This window comes from Streptomyces spiramenti, assembly GCF_012034385.1.
GTDB lineage: Bacteria > Actinomycetota > Actinomycetes > Streptomycetales > Streptomycetaceae > Streptomyces > Streptomyces spiramenti.
In genome coordinates this window covers 43,948-63,044 of the sequence record NZ_JAAVJB010000006.1, presented here as the reverse complement: position 1 = coordinate 63,044, position 19,097 = coordinate 43,948, and the positions used below count along the sequence as shown (strand labels likewise).

At 72.1% G+C, this 19,097-nt stretch carries 13 protein-coding genes and 1 riboswitch; of the genes, 3 read left to right on the top strand and 10 right to left on the bottom strand.

Annotated elements, in window-relative coordinates:
- Positions 1-64: 64 nt before the first annotated feature.
- From HCJ92_RS01855 to tsaD, 7 genes are all read right to left on the bottom strand, one after another.
- Positions 65-1,783, bottom strand: coding sequence for a proline--tRNA ligase (locus tag HCJ92_RS01855; RefSeq protein ID WP_167931579.1), 1,719 nt, complete (start codon positions 1,781-1,783; stop codon positions 65-67).
- 262 nt (positions 1,784-2,045) lie between these two features.
- On the bottom strand, positions 2,046-2,795 hold the full coding sequence (locus tag HCJ92_RS01850; RefSeq protein ID WP_167931578.1) for a hypothetical protein: 750 nt from the start codon (positions 2,793-2,795) through the stop codon (positions 2,046-2,048).
- Between the two features lie 290 nt (positions 2,796-3,085).
- Positions 3,086-3,748, bottom strand: coding sequence for a hypothetical protein (locus tag HCJ92_RS01845; RefSeq protein WP_167931577.1), 663 nt, complete (start codon positions 3,746-3,748; stop codon positions 3,086-3,088).
- Positions 3,749-3,955: 207 nt separating this feature from the next.
- The gene (locus HCJ92_RS01840; protein WP_167931576.1) at positions 3,956-4,993 is read right to left on the bottom strand and encodes a hypothetical protein; all 1,038 of its coding nucleotides are present in this window, start codon (positions 4,991-4,993) and stop codon (positions 3,956-3,958) included.
- A gap of 5 nt (positions 4,994-4,998) precedes the next feature.
- Positions 4,999-5,661 (bottom strand): hypothetical protein, encoded by a 663-nt coding sequence (locus HCJ92_RS01835; protein WP_167931575.1) that lies wholly within the window; start codon positions 5,659-5,661, stop codon positions 4,999-5,001.
- Between the two features lie 215 nt (positions 5,662-5,876).
- On the bottom strand, positions 5,877-8,522 hold the full coding sequence (gene alaS, locus HCJ92_RS01830) for an alanine--tRNA ligase (RefSeq protein ID WP_167931574.1): 2,646 nt from the start codon (positions 8,520-8,522) through the stop codon (positions 5,877-5,879).
- Positions 8,523-8,569: 47 nt separating this feature from the next.
- Entirely contained in the window at positions 8,570-9,649 is a 1,080-nt protein-coding gene (gene tsaD, locus HCJ92_RS01825; protein WP_167931586.1) for a tRNA (adenosine(37)-N6)-threonylcarbamoyltransferase complex transferase subunit TsaD, read from the bottom strand.
- Positions 9,650-10,366: 717 nt separating this feature from the next.
- Here tsaD and aceA point away from each other — a divergent pair.
- A complete protein-coding gene (gene aceA / locus HCJ92_RS01820; protein ID WP_167931573.1) occupies positions 10,367-11,740 on the top strand; it encodes an isocitrate lyase in 1,374 nt (457 codons plus the stop codon).
- Positions 11,741-11,926: 186 nt separating this feature from the next.
- Positions 11,927-12,175 carry a hypothetical protein gene (locus tag HCJ92_RS01815; RefSeq protein ID WP_167931572.1) on the top strand — a complete coding sequence of 83 codons (249 nt, stop codon included), beginning with the start codon at positions 11,927-11,929 and terminating at the stop codon, positions 12,173-12,175.
- A 196-nt stretch (positions 12,176-12,371) separates the two neighbouring features.
- Here HCJ92_RS01815 and HCJ92_RS01810 read toward each other — a convergent pair whose 3' ends face one another.
- Positions 12,372-13,577 (bottom strand): anhydro-N-acetylmuramic acid kinase, encoded by a 1,206-nt coding sequence (locus HCJ92_RS01810; protein WP_209310594.1) that lies wholly within the window; start codon positions 13,575-13,577, stop codon positions 12,372-12,374.
- 362 nt (positions 13,578-13,939) lie between these two features.
- Positions 13,940-14,131: riboswitch (cobalamin riboswitch) on the top strand.
- Positions 14,132-14,307: 176 nt separating this feature from the next.
- On the opposite strand from HCJ92_RS01810, the gene metE reads away from it, so the two are divergent.
- Entirely contained in the window at positions 14,308-16,626 is a 2,319-nt protein-coding gene (metE, locus tag HCJ92_RS01805; RefSeq protein ID WP_167931570.1) for a 5-methyltetrahydropteroyltriglutamate--homocysteine S-methyltransferase, read from the top strand.
- Between the two features lie 187 nt (positions 16,627-16,813).
- On the opposite strand, the gene HCJ92_RS01800 is transcribed toward metE, so the two are convergent.
- Together HCJ92_RS01800 and HCJ92_RS01795 are read right to left on the bottom strand one after the other, a co-directional pair.
- Positions 16,814-17,686: a LolA family protein gene (locus tag HCJ92_RS01800; RefSeq protein ID WP_167931569.1), complete on the bottom strand. Its 873-nt coding sequence runs from the start codon at positions 17,684-17,686 to the stop codon at positions 16,814-16,816.
- A gap of 361 nt (positions 17,687-18,047) precedes the next feature.
- Positions 18,048-19,058 carry a polyprenyl synthetase family protein gene (locus HCJ92_RS01795; protein ID WP_167931568.1) on the bottom strand — a complete coding sequence of 337 codons (1,011 nt, stop codon included), beginning with the start codon at positions 19,056-19,058 and terminating at the stop codon, positions 18,048-18,050.
- Between the last annotated feature and the right edge of the window lie 39 nt (positions 19,059-19,097).

The following is a 19,097-nucleotide window of genomic DNA, read 5'->3' as shown; positions in this document are numbered from 1 at the left end:
GGCGATCCCGCCTGCCGCCACCGGCCGTTCGACCGTGCCGCACCCCATGGGGGCGCAGCCGCCGTCAGTGCGCCGCGCGCGCCTCGGCGACCAGCGCGGCGACCCGCTGCGCGGCCTCCGCCAGCGGCAGCTCCTCCGTCTCGCCGCCGACGCGGGAGGCGAACTCCACGACGCCGTTGGCCAGTCCGCGGCGGCCGATGGTGATCCGGTAGGGGATGCCGACCAGTTCGATGTCCGAGAACTTCACGCCGGGCCGCTCGTCACGGTCGTCGAGCACCGTGTCGACACCGGCCTCCCGCAGCGCGTCGTACAGCTCGTCCGCGGTCTTCTTGATCTCGTCGTCCTTGCCGATCGGCACGACCGCCACCTCGAACGGCGCCACCGAGACGGGCCAGACGATGCCCTTGTCGTCGTGGTGCGCCTCCACGATCGCGGCGATACCGCGCTCGATACCGATGCCGTAGCACCCCATGATCGGCGTGACGCTCTTGCCGTCGGGGCCGAGCACGGTGAGGTCGAGCGCCTCGGAGTACTTGGAGCCGAGCTTGAAGATGTGCCCGACCTCGACCGAGTTCATCACCGACAGCGGCTTGCCGCAGGTGGGGCAGGGCTCGCCCGCGGTGGTCTCCCGCAGGTCCGCCCAGCGGCCGACGGTGATGTCGCGCTCCACGTCCACGCCCCGGACGTGGACCCCGTCACGGTTCGCGCCGGTCGCCATGTTGCTCCGGCCGCGCAGCGCCTCGTCGGCGACGATCGGCAGGTCGGCCACGCCGACCGCGCCGAGGCTGCCCGGGGAGGCACCGAGCGCCGCCCGGATCTCCTCCACCTGCGCCGGGCGGGCCTCGACCGCGCCGGTGGAGTCCGTCAGCTTCTGCTCCACCAGGCTGTGGTCGCCGCGCAGCAGCACCAGGGTCAGTTCGCCGTCCAGCACGTAGACCAGCGTCTTGACCTGCCGCTCGCCGGGCAGGCCGTGGTCACGCGCCAGGTCCTCGATGGTGCGGACGTCGGGGGTGTCGAACGGCTCCGGCGCGTCGGTGGCGGCGGGCTCGTCGATGATCTTCGCCAGGGTGGAGGTCGCCTTCTCCACGTTGGCCGCGTAGCCGCAGCCCTGGCAGTGGACGACCAGGTCTTCACCGGCGGCGGTCTCCGTCATGAACTCGACCGAGGCGGAGCCGCCCATGGAACCGCTGGACGCCTCGACACCGATCGCGGGGATGCCGAGCCGGGCGAAGATCCGCTCGTAGGCGGAACGGTGCAGCTCGAACGAACGGTCCAGGCCGGCCTCGTCCAGGTCGAAGCTGTACGAGTCCTTCATGGTGAACTCGCGGACACGCAGCAGACCGCTCTTGGGGCGGGGCTCGTCACGGAACTTCGTGTGCAGCTGGTACCACATCTGCGGCAGCTGCTTGTAGGAGGCGAGGCCCTGCGCGGCGAAGGTCGTGAAGATCTCCTCGTGGGTCATGCCCAGGACGAGGTCGGCGCCCTTGCGGTCCTTGAGGTGGAACATCTCGTCGCCCATGACCTCCAGGCGGCCCGAGCGCTCCCAGATCTCCGCCGGGTGCATGGTGGGCATCGCCCACTCCAGCGCGCCGATGCGGTTCATCTCCTCGCGCACGATCCGGCTCACGCGCTCCCGCACCCGGACGGCCAGCGGCAGCAGCGCGTAGTGGCCGGCCGACAGCTGTCGGACGAAACCGGCGCGGACCAGCAGCCGGTGGCTGGCGGCCTCCGCGTCCGCGGGGTCGTCACGCAGGGTGGGGACGTACAGCTGGGACCAGCGCATGGGAACTCTCTTCGTCGAAGCAGTGGCGGGCGCGGGCCGGCACGGCCCGGGAACCGGACTCGCCCCGCCACGCACCTGACGGCGCCCACCGCCGCGGCCGGTGCCCGTCGCGCGGTCCTGGGGGCCGGGGCGGGTCCGGACGGTGGCAAGCCACCACCGATCGTACCGAGCACCACAGCCCGCTTCCCACCGCTTTCACCCCGGGCGGGGTCCCCGCCCCCTGCCGCCGGCGGCGTCGGGCCCCGACCCGCCCGCACGGTGGTCAGCGGACGATGGTCTGCACTTCCTGCACCTGGACCGGCTGGGACGAGCCGAACTCGCCCGCCGGGAGATCACCGCCGCTGCCGTCGGACCCCTCCCAGCTCACCTCCCACGTCACCGTCGCACTCAACTCGTAACCACCAGTGGCATGAGTCGCCCGGTGATACGTCACACCACACGGCGGCGTCTCACCCTTCCGCGCACTCGTCCACTCCGCACCGATCACCCCGGCCGACGACACCGCACACCCACCCGACCCCGCATGCACCGTCGCATCCGCCGTCCCCGCATCCAACGACACCGACACCGGCCGCGCCGTCACCGTCGACGACAGACTCGCGTAACCATCCAACCTCGCCGTCACCGAAACCGACCCCAACTCCGACGCCGGCAACCACACCCACGTCGCCAAATTCACCTTCTGCGCATCAGCAGCCGGACTCACCTCGAAAGACAACCCCGGAATATCAACATGCTCATACGCCAACTCCGCCAACACCTGCACATCCGGGATACCGGACATACTCGGGGGCGGATCGGAGTGCTCCACCCAGAGGTACGACGCCCCCCGGTAACACGACATCGCCTCAGCGGTGCCGCGTGCAGTCGGATTGATGTGCACTCCCCACCACGTGCCGTCCTCTTGGTGCTCCATATTGTGATCGGGGTACACCCCCTCGGGGCCGTAGAGCTCCTCGTGCTCCCGGGTGAGGTCGGACTGGAAGTCCGAGGACTCCATCTTCCCAGCCATGGGCAGGACATGGCCCTCCCACCACGACTTGAACGCCGGAGCGGTCCACCTGGGCGCAAAGTAGCACGCCGGCGGCTTCCAGGTGGACGACGAGATCAGGCTGCCACTAGAAGCACTCCCGTTGTCCACAATGACACCGCTGAAAGACGCTTCCGCCGAGACACGACCGCCGCCGCTACCTCCAGTGACCCGCTCCGTGCGATCGTTCAAACCGCCTCGGGGCTCGGCCGCCGCCACGCTCGCAAGTCCGCCCAGGACGAAGGTCGCACCGACGAGGACTCCGACTGGCCTCAGACGCATTCGTCAGCCTCCGATGTGGCCAACCACGACGTGACCTGCCAGACCCCAGAGTCGTTCACCTCGTGAGCGAACGAATAGAAGAACGGCTCATCCCCCTCCGGGTACTCTTCGCCGGACTCGATCTCCAACGAATAGGAATCAGCGAAATCGGAGCAGTACGTCGAGGTCGCCGTACCGTCGCCCCCCAGCGAGACCGAACGGTTCAGGTAGCGGAAATCGCCTCCGATGCTGTAACCGTCGTCGCGGAAATCCGCGACAAGTTCAAGCGCGGTGATGTAGCCCTCACCTGTTGCGTAGAAGTTGAGCGCCTCAATAGCTTCGCCCCTCGTAATGGAGACGTTCAGCGCAGCGACGAATCGCTCCTGATCGGCGAGGACGGCAAGTTCGTCCGGGTCGTCGGTGTCGACGTCCTCGAACTCCTTGGTCATGTCATCCGGGAGTTCGATCTCCGGGCGGTCGATGCCGTCGTCGGGCTCCTCCGCGTCGCTGTCCGCGTCGTCCTCCGGACCCTCGCCGTCCGGTTCCTCCGAAGGCGACGGGGACTGCACGCCCGCGATGTCGTCGTCCGGCTCGGAGTCCCCGCCGGAGCAGGACGTCAGCAGCAGACCGGCCGCCGCCACGGCGGCGACGGGCAGGACCAAGTGGCGCTTCATAGCGAGAACTCCCCCAACAACACGACAACGGAACAGCGAACCGACGTCACAGCACGCTACCGACCCGCGACCCGACCGGCCAGACGCACCCCGTACCGAACACGTCACAAACCACCCACCACACCACCAACGCACGCACGACGGGCCGGACATGCACCGAGCGATTCCCCGCGCACACACCAAGTCGGGCAACCTCCCTGCGGCCGGTCAGCGCACGATGGTCTGCACTTCCTGCACCTGCACCGGCAGGGACGAGCCGAACTCACCCGACGGAAGATCACCGCCGCTGCCGTCGGACCCCTCCCAGCTCACCTCCCACGTCACCGTCGCACTCAACTCGTAACCACCCCCACCATGCGTCGCCCGGTGATACGTCACACCACACGGCGGCGTCTCACCCTTCCGCGCACTCGTCCACTCCGCACCGATCACCCCAGCCGACGACACCGCACACCCACCCGACCCCGCATGCACCGTCGCATCCGCCGTCCCCGCATCCAACGACACCGACACCGGCCGCGCCGTCACCGTCGACGACAGACTCGCGTAACCATCCAACCTCGCCGTCACCGAAACCGACCCCAACTCCGACGCCGGCAACCACACCCACGTCGCCAAATTCACCTTCTGCGCATCAGCAGCCGGACTCACCTCGAAAGACAACCCCGGAATATCAACATGCTCATACGCCAACTCCGCCAACATCGCAGCATCCGGCACTCCTGGGCCAGGCGGCGGAGGATCGGAATGCTCCACCCAGATGTACGACTCGTCCAGGTAACACGCCATCGCCTCCTGGGTCCCCCGGGCGTTCGGGTTGATGTAAACACCCCACCAGGTCCCCTCATCGGCCCGTGCGACGTTGTGATCCTCGTACCTGCCATCCGGCCCGTAGAGCTTCTTGTGCTCCCGCGTCAGCTCGGACGTGAACTCCGCGCTCTCCATGTTCCCTGCCATCGGCAGCACATGACCGGTCCACCACGCCTTGAACTCCGGAGCAGTCCATTTCGGGGCGAAGTAACAGGCCGGGGGCTCCCAGGTCGTCATCACCGGACTCATCTGCCCCCCGCCGCCGGTGTCACCCTCGATCACGACGCCGCGGAACGAGGCCCCGGCCGCCAGGGTGCCGCCATCACGGCTCCCGCTAGATTCCTTCGAACGGTCCAAAAAATTACCGGAGGGCTGGGCCCATGCGGCGCCAAAAGGCAGACACAATGCCGCAGAGGTCACGATGATTGCACCCAAGGTCCTCAGTCGCATGAGTCACCGCCGGATGCGGCAGTCCAGGAATCGACTTGCCATACGCCAGCCTCATTCAGGACCTGGCGGAACGAGTAGAGACCCTGCTCGTCTCCCTCAGGAAACTCCTCGCCGGTCTCCACGTCCACCGAGTAGGCATTCGAGAAGTCAACACAGTAGGAAGATGTCGCGATTCCGGAATCACGCAGCGTCACGGACCTGTTGTAATACCTGGTGGATCCACCGACGCGGTACCCGTCCTCGTGGAAACCTGACACAAGGTCCAGCGCGCTGATGTACCCCTCGCCGGTCGCGTAGAAGCTGAGTGCTGAGCCCGCCTCCCCGTCAGCGATCGCTTCGTCCACAGCAGAGGCATAACGCTCCTGGTCGGCGAGTACGGCAAGTTCTACCGAGTCGTCGGTGTCGACGTCCTCGAACTCCTTGGTCATGTCCTCTGGGAGTTCGATCTCCGGGCGGTCGATGTCGTCGTCGGGCTCCTCCGCGTCGCTGTCCGCGTCGCCTTCCGAGCCCTCGTCGTCCGGCTCCTCCGGCGGTGCCGAGGTCTGTGCACCAGCGATGTCGTCGTCCGGCTCGGAGTCCCCGCTGGAGCAGGACGTCAGCAGCAGTCCGGCCGTCGCCGCGGCGACGACGGGCAGGACCAGGTGGCGCTTCATAGCGAGAACTCCCCCAACAACACGACAACGGAACAGCGAACCGACGTCACAGCACGCTACCGACCCGCGACCCGACCGGCCAGACGCACCCCGTACCGAACACGTCACAAGCCACGCGCACCGCACCGAATCCCCGCCGCCGACGCACGCATGCACGACGGGCCGGGCACGCGCGGTTCGCGCGTGCCCGGCCCGTCGGCCGAGAACTCCGGTCGTCAGCTCAGCAGCCCCGGCAGCCCGTCGAGGGTGGTGGCCAGCTCTGCGGCGGGGATGCCGCCGCCCTGGGCCACGTCGGCGCTGCCGCCGCCGCGACCACCGAGGAGGCCCTTGACGACGTCGGCGGCGGAACGGCCCGCCGCCTTGGCCGCCTTGTTCACGGCGACGACCACGACGCCCTTGGGCCCGGCGCCCGCACCGACGACGGCGACGCCCGGGGTGCGCTCGGGGAGCCGGTCCCGGATCGCCAGGGCGAGTTCGCGGGCGCTGCCGCCGTCACCGTCGATGGTGGTGGTGACGGCGAGGGTGCCGGCGATGTCCCGTGCCCCGGCGGCCAGTTCGGTCGCGCGGCCCATGGACTCCTTGCGGCGCAGCTCGTTGATGGTGCGGTCGGCGGTCTTCAACCGCTCCAGCAGCACGCCGACCCGTTCGGTGAGCTGCTCGCGGGGTGCCTGGAGCTGGTCGGCGAGCTGGGCGACGAGGTCGCGCTCGCGCGCCAGGTAGGCGAAGCCCTCGACTCCGACGGCCGCCTCGACGCGGCGCATCCCGGCGCCGACGGACGCCTCGGCCGTGAGGGCGATGGTGCCGACCTGCGAGGCGTGCTGGACGTGGGTGCCACCGCAGAGTTCACGGGACCAGGCGCCGCCGATCTCGACGACGCGGACCTTCTCGCCGTAGGCCTCGCCGAACAGGGCGAGCGCGCCGAGTTCCTTGGCCTCGGCGAGCGGCATCCACCGCACGCCGACCGGCAGGTCCTGGCGCAGCGCGCGGTTGGCGGCCTCCTCGACCTCGGAACGAACGGTCGGGGAGAGCGCCCCGCGCCACGGGAAGTCCAGGCGCAGGTAGCCGGGCCGGTTGTAGGAACCGGCCTGGAGTGCCGCCGGGCCGAGGATCTGCCGGAGCGCGGCGTGGAGCACGTGGGTGCCGGAGTGGGCCTGGCGGGCGCCGGTGCGCCACTCGGCGTCGACCGCGGCGCGTACCGCGTCACCGGCGGCGAGTTCACCGGCGGTGACGCGCACCTGGTGGACGACGAGCCCGGGGAGGGCGCGCTGCACGTCGAGGACCTCGGCCTCGGCGGAGGTGCCGGTCAGTCGGCCGGCGTCGGAGTCCTGGCCGCCGGACTCGGCGTAGAACGGGGTGCGGTCGAGTACGACGGTGACGATGTCCCCGGCGGTGGCGACGGGCAGCGGCCCGGCGGGGCCGAGGAGGGCGAGGACCTTGGACTCGGTCTCCAGCGCCTCGTAGGCGACCCAGTCGGTGGGGCCGTTGGCGTCGAGCACGGTGCGGAGCGCGGCGGTGTCGGCTGCGCCGGCCTTGCGGTTGCGGGCGTCGGCGCGCGCACGCTCGCGCTGCTCGGTCATGAGGGCGGCGAACCCGTCGCGGTCGACCTCGACGCCCTGCTCGGCGGCCATCTCCAGGGTGAGGTCGATGGGGAAGCCGTAGGTGTCGTGCAGGAGGAACGCCTGGGCGCCGGCGAGCGTGCTGCCGCCGTCGGCCTTGGTCTTCTCGACGGCGGTGTCGAGGACGGTGGTGCCCTGCTTGAGGGTCTTGCGGAACGCGTCTTCCTCGCCGTAGGCCTGCTGCGAGATGCGCTCGAACTCCTCGGCCAGCTCCGGGTAGCTGGGCGACATGCAGTCGCGGGCGACCGGCAGCAGCTCCGGCAGCGCCGGGTCCTGGTAGCCGAGGAGGCGGGTGGCGCGGACGGCGCGGCGCAGGATACGGCGCAGCACGTAGCCGCGGCCCTCGTTGCCGGGGGCGGTGCCGTCGGCGAGGAGCATCAGGCCGGTGCGGACGTGGTCGGCGATGACGCGGAGCCGGACGTCGTTCTCGTGGTCGGCGCCGTAGCGGACGCCGGTGATCTTGGCGGCGTGGTCGAGGATCGGCCGCGTCTCGTCGATCTCGTAGAGGTTGTCGACGCCCTGGAGGAGGCTGGCCATGCGCTCCAGACCCATGCCGGTGTCGATGTTGCGGCGGGGCAGTTCACCGAGGATGGGGTAGCCGGACTTGCCGGGGCCCGCGCCTCGCTCGTACTGCATGAAGACGAGGTTCCAGAACTCCATGTACCGGTCCTCGTCGACCTCCGGCCCGCCCTCGGGTCCGTAGGCGGGGCCGCGGTCGTAGTACAGCTCGGAACAGGGGCCGCAGGGGCCGGGGACGCCCATGGACCAGAAGTTGTCCTCGTCGCCGCGGGCGACGATGCGGTCGTCGGGCAGGCCGGAGACGCGGCGCCAGATCTCGCGGGACTCGTCGTCACTGTGGTGGACGGTGGCCCAGATGCGGTCGGGGTCGAGGCCGTAGCCGCCCTGGTCCTGGGAGTTGGTGGAGAGCTCCCAAGCGAACCGGATCGCGTCTTCCTTGAAGTAGTCGCCGAACGAGAAGTTGCCGTTCATCTGGAAGAACGAGCCGTGGCGCGTGGTCTTGCCGACCTCCTCGATGTCGAGGGTGCGCACGCACTTCTGGACGCTGGTGGCACGGTCCCACGGCGGGGCGGCCTCGCCGGTGAAGTAGGGCTTGAAGGGCACCATGCCGGCGTTGATGAACAGGAGTGTGGGGTCCGGTGTCGGCAGCGGCGCGCTGGCGACGCGGTGGTGGCCGCGCTCGGCGAAGTAGTCCAGGAATCGGCGGCGGATCTCAGCGGTACGCAAGGCATGCTCCGGGCGTCTGCGGGTCGGGGGGATCGGGCGGCGGCGGGTCAGGCCGCCGCGGGGGCGGGTGCGCGTGCCGCGGGGGTGAGCGCCGCGTAGGTGAGGGGCGCGGACGGGTCGATCGACAGGTCGAGCGGGGCGGGTTCGGCGCCGGAGCGGACGAGGAGGTCGCCGACGGCGGCGATCATCGCGCCGTTGTCGGTGCACAGGCCGAGCGGGGGGACGCGCAGCGTGATGCCGGCGGAGCGGCAGCGCTGCTCGGCGAGTTCGCGGACCCGGGAGTTGGCGGCGACTCCGCCGACGACGATGAGGGTGGAGACGTCGTGTTCGCGGCAGGCGTCGACGGCCTTGCGGGTGAGCACGTCGGCGACCGCCTCCTGGAGGGAGGCGGCGCCGTCGGCGACGGGCAGTTCGCGACCTTCGGCTCGGTGCTGCTCGGCCCAGCGGGCGGCGGCGGTCTTGAGTCCGGAGAAGGAGAACGCGAAGCGGTGGCGCTCGTCGCGGGTGCCGGTCAGCGGGCGGGGGAAGGAGACTGCCTTCCGGTCGCCGTCGCGGGCGGCGCGGTCGATGGCGGGGCCGCCGGGATAGGGCAGGCCGAAGACCCGCGCGACCTTGTCGAAGCACTCGCCGGCGGCGTCGTCGAGGGTGTCGCCGAGGTGGAGGATCGGGTCGCGCACGAGGTCGCGGACGAGGAGCAGCGAGGTGTGGCCGCCGGAGACGATCAGCACCATGCAGGGCTCGGGCAGCGGCCCGTGCTCCAGGGTGTCCGCGGCGACGTGACCGGCGAGGTGGTGCACGCCATAGAGGGGGACGTCGAGCGCGTAGGCGATGCCCTTGGCACCGGCGAGCCCCACCTGGAGGGCGCCGGAGAGGCCGGGGCCGGTGGTGACGGCGACGGCCCCGATGTCGGACATGGTGAGCCCGGCCTGGTCGAGTGCCTGCTGGACGACCGGGTTGAAGGAGTGGACGTGTGCGCGGGCGGCGATCTCGGGGACGACGCCGCCGTACCGTGCGTGCTCGGCCATGCTGGAGGCGACGGCGTGGCCGAGCAGCCTCCCGTCCCGTACCAGTCCGGCGCCCGTCTCGTCGCAGGACGATTCGATGCCCAGCACCACGCGACCTTGCATGTCCATTCCTCCGTGCTTGCCTGAGGCAATCAGAGTAGAGCGCCCGACGTGCCCGACGCACACCGATAGCCGAGCCCGGCAAGGGCGCGACGGACGGGGTGCGCACGGGCGGGCGGAGCCCGACGCGGTGAGGCCGCGGGCGGAGGCCGGGCGGGCGGGGTGTCATGGTGCGCGCCCCGGGGGTCGGGCGGTGCGCGCGGGCGCGCCCCGCGGGCGCGGGTGCACCGGGTGCCGCACCGGGGGTTCGGCGGGTCGGGCGGACTCCGACGGGCTCATGGCGGGGAGCAGGCTTGGCTCCGGCCCTTGCCTACGGGGCCTGGTGCGGTAGACGCGTCGGGCGGCGCGTGTCGGGGCGCCCCGACGAACTGACCGGATTTCACTGACACCGACCCCTTGCTGGCACGCAGTGCCACTGTCACAGTTGAGAGCGCGACATCACAGAAGAGCGGAACTGTGGTGGGCGACGCTCCGGCGTGCCGTTCACCGCGCGCGCCACCGGCACCACGCCGGCACCACATCTCTGCCGAAAACGGCGGACACCGGCAGCAGCGACAGCGCCACCCCCGCATCACCGCCACCGCGCGGCGCGCCACTGCGTCCCGCACCGCCGACCCGGCCTCGCACCGCCCACCCAGCCGACCGCCGGCCCGTCGACACCCACCGCGACCACACCGCACCGCGACGCCCCGCGCACCGCGACGACCCACGGGAGACGCCATGGCACAGGAACAGCACCGGCCGCACCCCCACCATGACCGCACCCCGAGCGCCGCACCGCCCGCCCCGGCGCCCACGAGCACACCGGCCCCGGCGGCCGGCCGGGACACGCGCGCCGCCGAACTCACCGCACGGTGGCGGACCGACCCCCGCTGGAACGGCATCGTCCGCGACTACACCGCGGAGGACGTGCTGCGGCTGTCCGGCTCCGTCCGCGAGGAGCACACCCTCGCCCACCGGGGCGCGGAGCGCCTCTGGCGGCAGCTCCACGAACTGGAGTACGTCCACGCCCTCGGCGCGATGACCGGGGGCCAGGCGGTCCAGCAGGTCAGGGCCGGGCTCCAGGCGGTGTACCTCTCGGGATGGCAGGTCGCGGCCGACGCCAACCAGGCCGGCCAGACCTATCCCGACCAGAGCCTGTACCCGGTCGACTCGGTGCCGCGGGTGGTACGTCGCGTCAACAACGCGCTGCTGCGCGCGGACGGCATCGCCGTCGCCGAGGGCGGGGGCGACGCCACCGACTGGCTGGTGCCGATCGTCGCCGACGCCGAGGCGGGGTTCGGCGGTCCCCTCAACGCGTTCGAGCTGACCAAGGCGCTCATCGCCTCGGGCGCGGCCGGCATCCACTACGAGGACCAACTGGCCAGCGAGAAGAAGTGCGGACACCTCGGCGGCAAGGTGCTGGTTCCCACCTCCCAGCACATCCGGACGCTCAACGCCGCCCGGCTCGCGGCGGACATCGCCGGGACGCCCACGCTGGTCATCGCGCGGACCGACGCCCTCGCGGCCAGCCTGCTGACGACCGACACGGACGAACGCGACGCGCGGTTCACCACCGGCGAGCGCACCGCCGAGGGCTTCTACCGGGTACGCCCCGGGATGGCACCGGTGGTCTCCCGCGGCCTGGCGTACGCGCCCTACGCCGACCTGATCTGGATGGAGACCGGCACCCCGGACCTCGCCCAGGCGCGCGAGTTCGCCGAGGCGCTGCACGCGGAGTACCCCGACAAGATGCTCGCCTACAACTGCTCCCCGTCGTTCAACTGGCGTGCCGCGCTGGACGACGACGACATCGCGAAGTTCCAGCGGGAACTCGGCGCCATGGGGTACCGGTTCCAGTTCATCACCCTGGCGGGGTTCCACTCGCTGAACCACGGCATGTTCGACCTGGCCCGCGGCTACGCCCGGTCGGGGATGACCGCGTACGTCGACCTCCAGGAGCGGGAGTTCGCCTCACAGCGCCACGGGTTCACCGCGGTTCGCCACCAACGGGAGGTGGGGACCGGTTACTTCGACCTCGTCGCGACGGCTCTCAACCCGGCCGCGGAGACACTCGCCCTGCGCGGCTCCACGGAGGAGCAGCAGTTCCACTGAGCCGCGAGGTCGCCCGGCCCCCGATCCGGCCGCCCCGGCCGGTGGCGGGGGTCGGGCGGGGCCGGGCGGCGCGCACCCGCCGTCCGCGAGCGAGGTCGAAGCCGCTCCCGGACCCCGCCGTCACAACCCTGCGCCCGTGCCGCGTTCGCCCCGGTGCTGGGCGGCCGGGACCATCAGCTGCACCGCGTGCGCACGGAGGTGGAGGTCGCCCCGGCCGATCTGCTCTCCGTCCGTCGCGCAGCCGGCCCCCCGAGTCCCGAGGGGGTGCGGACCGCAGAGGAGCTGGCGCACCGTCACGCCACGGCCCGGGAGGCAGGGCGAGGCACCGTGGTGCTCGACGGTGCCGTCCACGACGCGGCGTCGGCGGCGCTCGCGGAGGAACAGCTGCGGCAGTGGCTCCCCGGGCGCGGCGCCGCCGACCACCGCGCCGGCTAGGCCCTGTCTGGCAAGGGCGCCGGCAAGGCCCGCGATGTCCGGTGCGGTGGACCGCACGACGGAACGTCGCAGCTCGTACCCGTCACCTTCCGATGCGCCGCACCAGGCGCCGCGGCCCGATCCACGACAAGCCGACCGACACGCCCCGACCCCGGCCGCCGCCCGTCGGCTGCACGCACGCCCACCGCCCGGCTCCTCACCCCGTGCCGACGAGCAGCCGCTCGGGACGCCGGACCGGACGGCGGACCGCGGGCAGCGGGGCTCCGGGGGCGGCGCCCACCCGGCCCAGCACCCGTTCCCCCGAGGCACCGGTGCAGCTCGGGACGTTGCCGGGCAGACCGTGCGCTGTCAGCCAGCCGATCAGCGCGAACGCGACGGCCTCCTTGGCGTCCGACGGCACCCCGAACTCCTCGGACGGGGCGGGTCGGATACCGGGAAGCCGTCGGCGGATCGCCGCCGCCATCGCGGGATTGCGGGCTCCGCCGCCGGAGAGGATCAGCACGTCGAGGCGAGCGGCGCGCACCTCACGGGCGACGACCTCGGCCGTCAGTGCGGTGAGCGTCGCCGCCAGGTCGCGGAGCCCCGACACGCCCTCGGCGCCCGTGGGCAGCGGGGTGGCGACGCCGTTCCGGCGCCGGACCCGCTCCCGTGCGGCGGCCACGTGACCCGCGTGGAACAGCTCCTTCCCGCAGCTCTTGGGGGGTTCCAGCGCGTAGTACGGCTCGGTGAGCAGTTCGGCCAGCAGCTGCTCGTCCACGGTCCCCGCCGAGGCCAGTTCGCCGCCCCGGTCGTAGGTCGCCGTCGTGCCCGGGTGCTCCGTGACGACCGCGTCCAGCAGGGCGTTGGCCGGCCCGAGGTCCCAGGCGGCGGGTTCCGCGTCCCGGGCGAGGACCGTCAGGTTGGCGATGCCGCCGAGGTTGAGCGCACCGGCGCGACGCCCCCGCTCGACCTCGGGAGCCAGCAGCAACCGGTCCAGGGCCGGTACCAGCGGCGCGCCCTGGCCGCCGGCGGCGAGGTCGGCGGCGCGCAGGTCCGAGACGACGGGCAGCCCGGCGGCTTCGGCGATCCAGGCCGGTTGGCCGAGTTGGAGACTGCCCAGCGCCCGACCGTCCGCCACCCAGTGGTGCAGGGTCTGGCCGTGGGAGGCGACCAGATCGGCCGGGGCCGTCGCCAGCGCGACGCGGGCGGCTGCTGCGAAGGCCCTGCCGATCCCGGTGTCCAGCGCGCACACCTCGGCGGCGGTGACCGCTCGCGGCGGGAGAGCGGCTCGCAACTCGGCGCGCAGGGCCCCCGGGTAGGGGGTCTCGCCGTGGTGGAGCACGTCGGCGTGGAGAGTGGTGCCGTACGGGGTGAACCGCACGACGGCGGTGTCGATGCCGTCGTGCGAGGTGCCGGAGATCATGCCGAGTACGCGCACCGTCGGGCCTCTCGTCTCGTCGGGACCGCACCGGTGCGGCCACACGACCCGGTGCGGTGGGGCCGGTGCGGGGGGGTCGGCAGGGGCCGGTCGCTCTCCGCGCCGTGTCTCGCGCCGCAGCGCGGGTCACTCGGCGAGTATCGGCCGTGGCGGACCGGGCGGTCGGCGATTCGAGGCCGACTCGCCGGCGGACCCACCGGCCGGGGCGTCCACGGCGGTACGACGCGCCGGACCGCCCGCGGGTGCGTCCCGACCGGCCCGCACCGCCCCGGCACCACGGGGCGCGTCCGTCATCCGGTCGCACTCTGGTTCCGCCGCGCCGCAGCGCCTAGCCTGGGCGGTGCAGCTGGTTCGCCCTGTCCGCCAGACAGGGAGTCGCAAGAGGGAACCCGGTGGGAATCCGGGACTGCCCCGCAGCGGTGAGCGGGAACGACCGCCGTCACACGCACTGGACGCGACGCGTCCGGGAAGCGACGGCCAGTAGGTGCCGGAGTGCCCGAGAGGCGCGCCGGCGGGCCCGTGAGTCCGAAGACCTGCCACTGCCCGTGCGCCCCATGGCGCGCGGCGACCTTCGGTGACCCTCGTGGGCGGGTCGGGAGGACGCGGGCCGCCCGCACGCCGTCGGCGTGCGCGAGGAGTCACCGCGCCGTTCCTTCGCACCGCGAGACGGTCCCCCGGGGGTCGTATCTCCGCACGACTCGCGAAGGAGAGTCTCGTGACACCGAAGTCCGCAGCCGCGGCAGCGGGGGCGACCGTCCACGGTTACCCCCGGCAGGGCGGGAACCGAGAGCTGAAGAAGGCGATCGAGGGCTACTGGAAGGGCAAGGTCACCGCCGAAGCCCTCCGGACGACCGCGGAGGAACTGCGCCGGGCCAACCGGCGGCAGCTCGCGGAAGCAGGAATCGCCGAGGTCCCCACGGGCGACTTCTCGCTCTACGACCACGTCCTGGACACCAGCGTGATGGTGGGCGCCGTCCCCGAGCGGCACCGCTCGGCCGTCGGCGCCGACGCGCTGGACGGTTACTTCGCGATGGCGCGCGGCACCCAGGAGGTGGCGCCGCTGGAGATGACCAAGTGGTTCGACACGAACTACCACTACCTCGTGCCCGAGTTGGGTCCGGACACCGTCTTCTCCGCCGATTCCACCAAGCAGGTCGCCGAGCTGCGCGAGGCACTGGCGGAGGGTCTCGCCGCCCGCCCGGTGCTGGTCGGCCCGGTCACCTACCTGCTGCTGGCCAAGCCGGCGCCGGGGGTGGACCCCTCCTTCGAACCGATCACCCTGCTGGACCGGCTGCTCCCGGTCTACGCCGAGGTGCTGGCGGATCTGCGGGCCGCCGGGGCGGAGTGGGTGCAACTGGACGAGCCTGCGCTCGTGCAGGACCGCACTCCGGCCGAACTGAACGCTGCGGGCAGGGCGTTGCGTGACCTGAGCGCGCTGGAGGACCGGCCGAAGCTGCTGGTCTCCTCCTACTTCGACCGGCTCGGTGACGCGCTTCCGGTGCTCGCCAAGTCCCCGGTCGAGGGGCTGGCGATCGACTTCACCGGTCCCGCCGCGGCCAACCTCGGGGAGCTGGCGGCGGCGGGCGGTGTCCCGGACAAGCGGCTGGTCGCGGGTGTGATCGACGGTCGCAACGTCTGGATCAACGACCTGACCGCCTCGCTCGGCGTGCTGGCGACGCTGCTCGGACTCGCGGGTTCGGTGGACGTAGCGCCGTCCTGCTCGCTGCTGCACGTGCCGCTGGACGCCGCCGCCGAGCGGGACCTCGACCCGCAGGTCTCCCGCTGGCTGGCGTTCGCCCGGCAGAAGGCGGAGGAGACCGTCACGCTGGCGCGAGCGCTGCGCGAGGGCACCGACACCGTCACCGCGCTGCTGCGGGCCAACGCAGCCGACCTGGCGTCCCGGGCCGGTTCCGCGCTGACCCACGACCCAGCGGTGCGGGAACGTGCCGCAGCCGTGACCGACGCCGACGTCCGGCGTTCGCAGCCGTACGCCGAGCGGGCCGTGGCGCAGCGCGAACGGCTCGGGCTGCCGCTGCTGCCGGTGACCACCATCGGTTCGTTCCCGCAGACCGACGAGCTGCGGGTGGCGCGGGCCGACCTGCGCGCCAAGCGGATCGACGCGAAGGGGTACGAGGAGCGGATCGCCGCCGAGATCCGCGAGGTCGTCTCCTTCCAGGAGAAGGCGGGCGTCGACGTGCTGGTGCACGGCGAGGCCGAACGCAACGACATGGTGCAGTACTTCGCCGAGAAGCTGAACGGCTACCTGGCGACCCGGCACGGCTGGGTGCAGTCCTACGGCACCCGCTACGTGCGCCCGCCGATCCTGGCGGGCGACATCTCGCGGCCCGAGCCGATGACGGTGCCGTGGACGACCTACGCCCAGTCGCTGACCGACCGGCCCGTCAAGGGCATGCTGACCGGTCCGGTCACCATGCTCGCCTGGTCCTTCGTCCGGGACGACCAGCCGCTGGGCGACACCGCGCGGCAGGTCGCGCTCGCGCTGCGGGACGAGGTCCTGGACCTGGAGAGCGCCGGAACCGCGGTGATCCAGGTCGACGAGCCGGCGCTGCGGGAGACGCTGCCGCTGCGGGCGGCCGACCACGGGGCGTACCTGGAGTGGGCGACGGAGTCGTTCCGGCTGGCGACCGCCGGGGTGCAGCCTCGGACGCAGATCCACACCCACATGTGCTACGCGGAGTTCGGCGACGTCATCGCGGCCATCGACGACCTCGACGCCGACGTCATCAGCCTGGAGGCGGCCCGCTCGCACATGCAGGTCGCGGACGAGCTCGCGGCGCACGGCTACCCGCGCGAGGTCGGCCCGGGGGTGTACGACATCCACTCGCCGCGCGTGCCCGACGCCGACGAGGTCGTCGCGCTGCTGAAGCGCGGGCTGGGCGCCATCCCGGCCGAGCGGCTGTGGGTCAACCCCGACTGCGGTCTGAAGACCCGTGGTTGGCCAGAGGTCCGGGCGGCGCTGGAGAACCTGGTGGCCGCCGCACGCGGCACGCGGGAGGCGCTGTCCTCCGACTGACGCCGGTGAGCCGCTGAGCTCCACCGGCGGGTGGACGAGCGGCGCGGTACGCCACGGCGTGCCGCGCCGCTCGCCGTTCCACTCCGCCCGGGACGGCCGACGGCACGGCGAACGGGCGCGGCGCCCGCCACCGGAGTGGCGGGCGCCGCGCCCGTGCTGCTGTGGCCCGGTCAGGCGGCGGCTGTGGTCAGCGGCCGAAGGGGAGACCGGCCGCGCCGAAGTCGGCGAACGGGTTCTCCTCGTCGAGGTTGACGACCTCGGCGCCCTTCGGCGGCGTGAAGTAGAAGGTGCCGCCGGCCGGCTGCTCGTACCGGATGTGGGTGAACGCCACGTCCACGAGGTTGCGGTCCGGGCCGGCGACGGTGACGGCGAGCGGCAGCCCCGTCTCGGCGTCGACGGAGATGCGTACCGACTCCACGGTGCCGAACTCGCTGCCTTCGACCGGCTCGTTGGGCACGACCAGCAGCTGGTAGGCGTCCTGGCCCGCGACCTTGGCGGTGCCGTCCACGGTGATCTCCGCGTGCTCCCCCGCGCCGGACAGCACCTCCTGCGCCATCTGCTGCGGGGTGAGCGAGGCGAACTCGTCGTGGCGGTGCTCCCGCTCGGCCTCCGACTCGTCGGCGTGCTCGGTGACATCGGCGTGGTAGGCGACGTTGTCGGCGCTGTCGTACATCCAGAGGTCACCGTCGTTGTGGATGACACTGAGCTCGTCGTCACCCTCCGCGATGACCAGCCGCTGCCGCTCCTCGCCGTCCAGAGCGATCTGGAGGGTGCTGTTGCCGGTGGCCAGCGATGCCAGTCGCGCGGCCGGGCCGCCGAACTGCTCCGCGAACGAGCCGATGGCCGGGACGTCGATCCCCGTGTCCACACGGACGGTGCCACTGAGCTGCTCGGTGTCGGACTCCGCGACCTTGACGATCAGTTCCTCGGCGGAGAGGGCGGGAAGGTCCGGGCCGCCCTCGCTGGCCAGGGCCGGGTAGACACCGGCCCCCACCAGTCCGACGCCGCACACCACCGAGCCGGCGACGACGGTTCGGCGGAGCTTCTTGTTCATGGCCATCTCTTCCCCATCTCCTCGGACCCTGCGATCCTTCCCGGTTTCCCGGGTCACTACCGATTTCATCGCGGATCCCAGAGAAAAGCGTCGGCCCAGGGGTTGCTGTCGGGCTCATCCGCCGGTATGAGACCCGGCCCCGGAGGCGCCCGATGCCCCTAGGGGAGCCCCCGAGCACCGGGGCCACCGGATCGCGCGGCGCGACACCACAGCCTGCATACCGGGTATGGATCCGATGTCGGGGACAGCACCCGACAGCCGCCCCCGGGCCGTCGGGCGAGTCCGTCGGGCGGGTCCGTTCGACAGGTCCGTTCGTCCGACGGCACGGCAGGCCCGGACCGTTCGCCCGGCCGCGTGGACCGCCCGCTCAGACCGTCCGGTCCGCGACCGCGTCGCAGAGGCCGGCCAGCGCCGCCTTCGCCGGGATGTCCGGCAACGGCGCCAGCGCTTCGCGCGCGGAGGCGGCGTACCGCAGCGCGTCGGCGCGCGCCGACGCCAGGGTGGGGTGGGCGCGCAGCCCCGCCAACGCCTCGGCGTGGCGGGCGTCGTCGCTCAGGTCGGAATCGAGCAGCGCCACCAGCTCGCGGTCCTGCGGCGACCCGCCCTCCGCGGCCTGCTGCCGCAGCCGCAGCACGGTGAGGGTGTCGATGCCCTCCCGGAGGTCCGTGCCGGGCGTCTTACCGGACTCGTGGGGGTCCCCGGTGATGTCCAGGACGTCGTCGGCGAGCTGGAAGGCCATGCCGATCCGCTCGCCGAACTGCGTGAGGATGTGGACGGTCGCCTCGTCCGCGCCCGACAGCAGCGCCCCGAACCGGCCCGAGACAGCGATGAGCGAGCCGGTCTTGCCCGCGATGACCTCCAGGTGGTGGTCGACCGGGTCGTCGCCGGGGCGCGGACCCGCCGTCTCCAGGATCTGGCCGGTCACCAGCCGCTCGAACGCCTCGGCCTGAATGCGGACCGCGTCGGGACCCAGCCCCGCCACGATCCCCGACGCCCGCGAGAAGAGGAAGTCGCCGGTCAGCACCGCCACCGAGTTGTCCCAGCGGGCGTTGGCGCTCGGCACGCCCCGCCGGACCTCGGCCTCGTCCATCACGTCGTCGTGGTACAGCGTCGCGAGGTGCGTCAGCTCCACGACCACGGCGGACGGCACCACACCGGGCGCGTGCGGGTCGCCGAACTGCGCCGCCAGCATCACCAGGAGCGGCCGGAAACGTTTGCCACCCGCGCGCACCAGGTGCTGCGCGGTGTCGTTCAGGAACGGCACGTCGCTCTTGGTGGCCTCGACCAGGCCCGCCTCGACAGCGGTCAGCCCGGTCTGGAGATCGGCCTCCAGTGCCTGGTCCCGCACGCTCACCCCGAAGGGACCCACGACGGTCACGAGCGCTTCTCCTGTCTCCGGTGCCTTGTCCCAGGCAGG

Coding starts and splice junctions, on each gene's coding strand:
- HCJ92_RS01855 (WP_167931579.1), bottom strand. CDS start 1,783: ATGCGCTGGTCCCAGCTGTACGTCCCCACCCTGCGTGACGACCCCGCG.
- HCJ92_RS01850 (WP_167931578.1), bottom strand. CDS start 2,795: ATGGCTGGGAAGATGGAGTCCTCGGACTTCCAGTCCGACCTCACCCGG.
- HCJ92_RS01845 (WP_167931577.1), bottom strand. CDS start 3,748: ATGAAGCGCCACTTGGTCCTGCCCGTCGCCGCCGTGGCGGCGGCCGGT.
- HCJ92_RS01835 (WP_167931575.1), bottom strand. CDS start 5,661: ATGAAGCGCCACCTGGTCCTGCCCGTCGTCGCCGCGGCGACGGCCGGA.
- tsaD (WP_167931586.1), bottom strand. CDS start 9,649: ATGCAAGGTCGCGTGGTGCTGGGCATCGAATCGTCCTGCGACGAGACG.
- aceA (WP_167931573.1), top strand. CDS start 10,367: ATGGCACAGGAACAGCACCGGCCGCACCCCCACCATGACCGCACCCCG.
- HCJ92_RS01810 (WP_209310594.1), bottom strand. CDS start 13,577: ATGATCTCCGGCACCTCGCACGACGGCATCGACACCGCCGTCGTGCGG.
- HCJ92_RS01800 (WP_167931569.1), bottom strand. CDS start 17,686: ATGGCCATGAACAAGAAGCTCCGCCGAACCGTCGTCGCCGGCTCGGTG.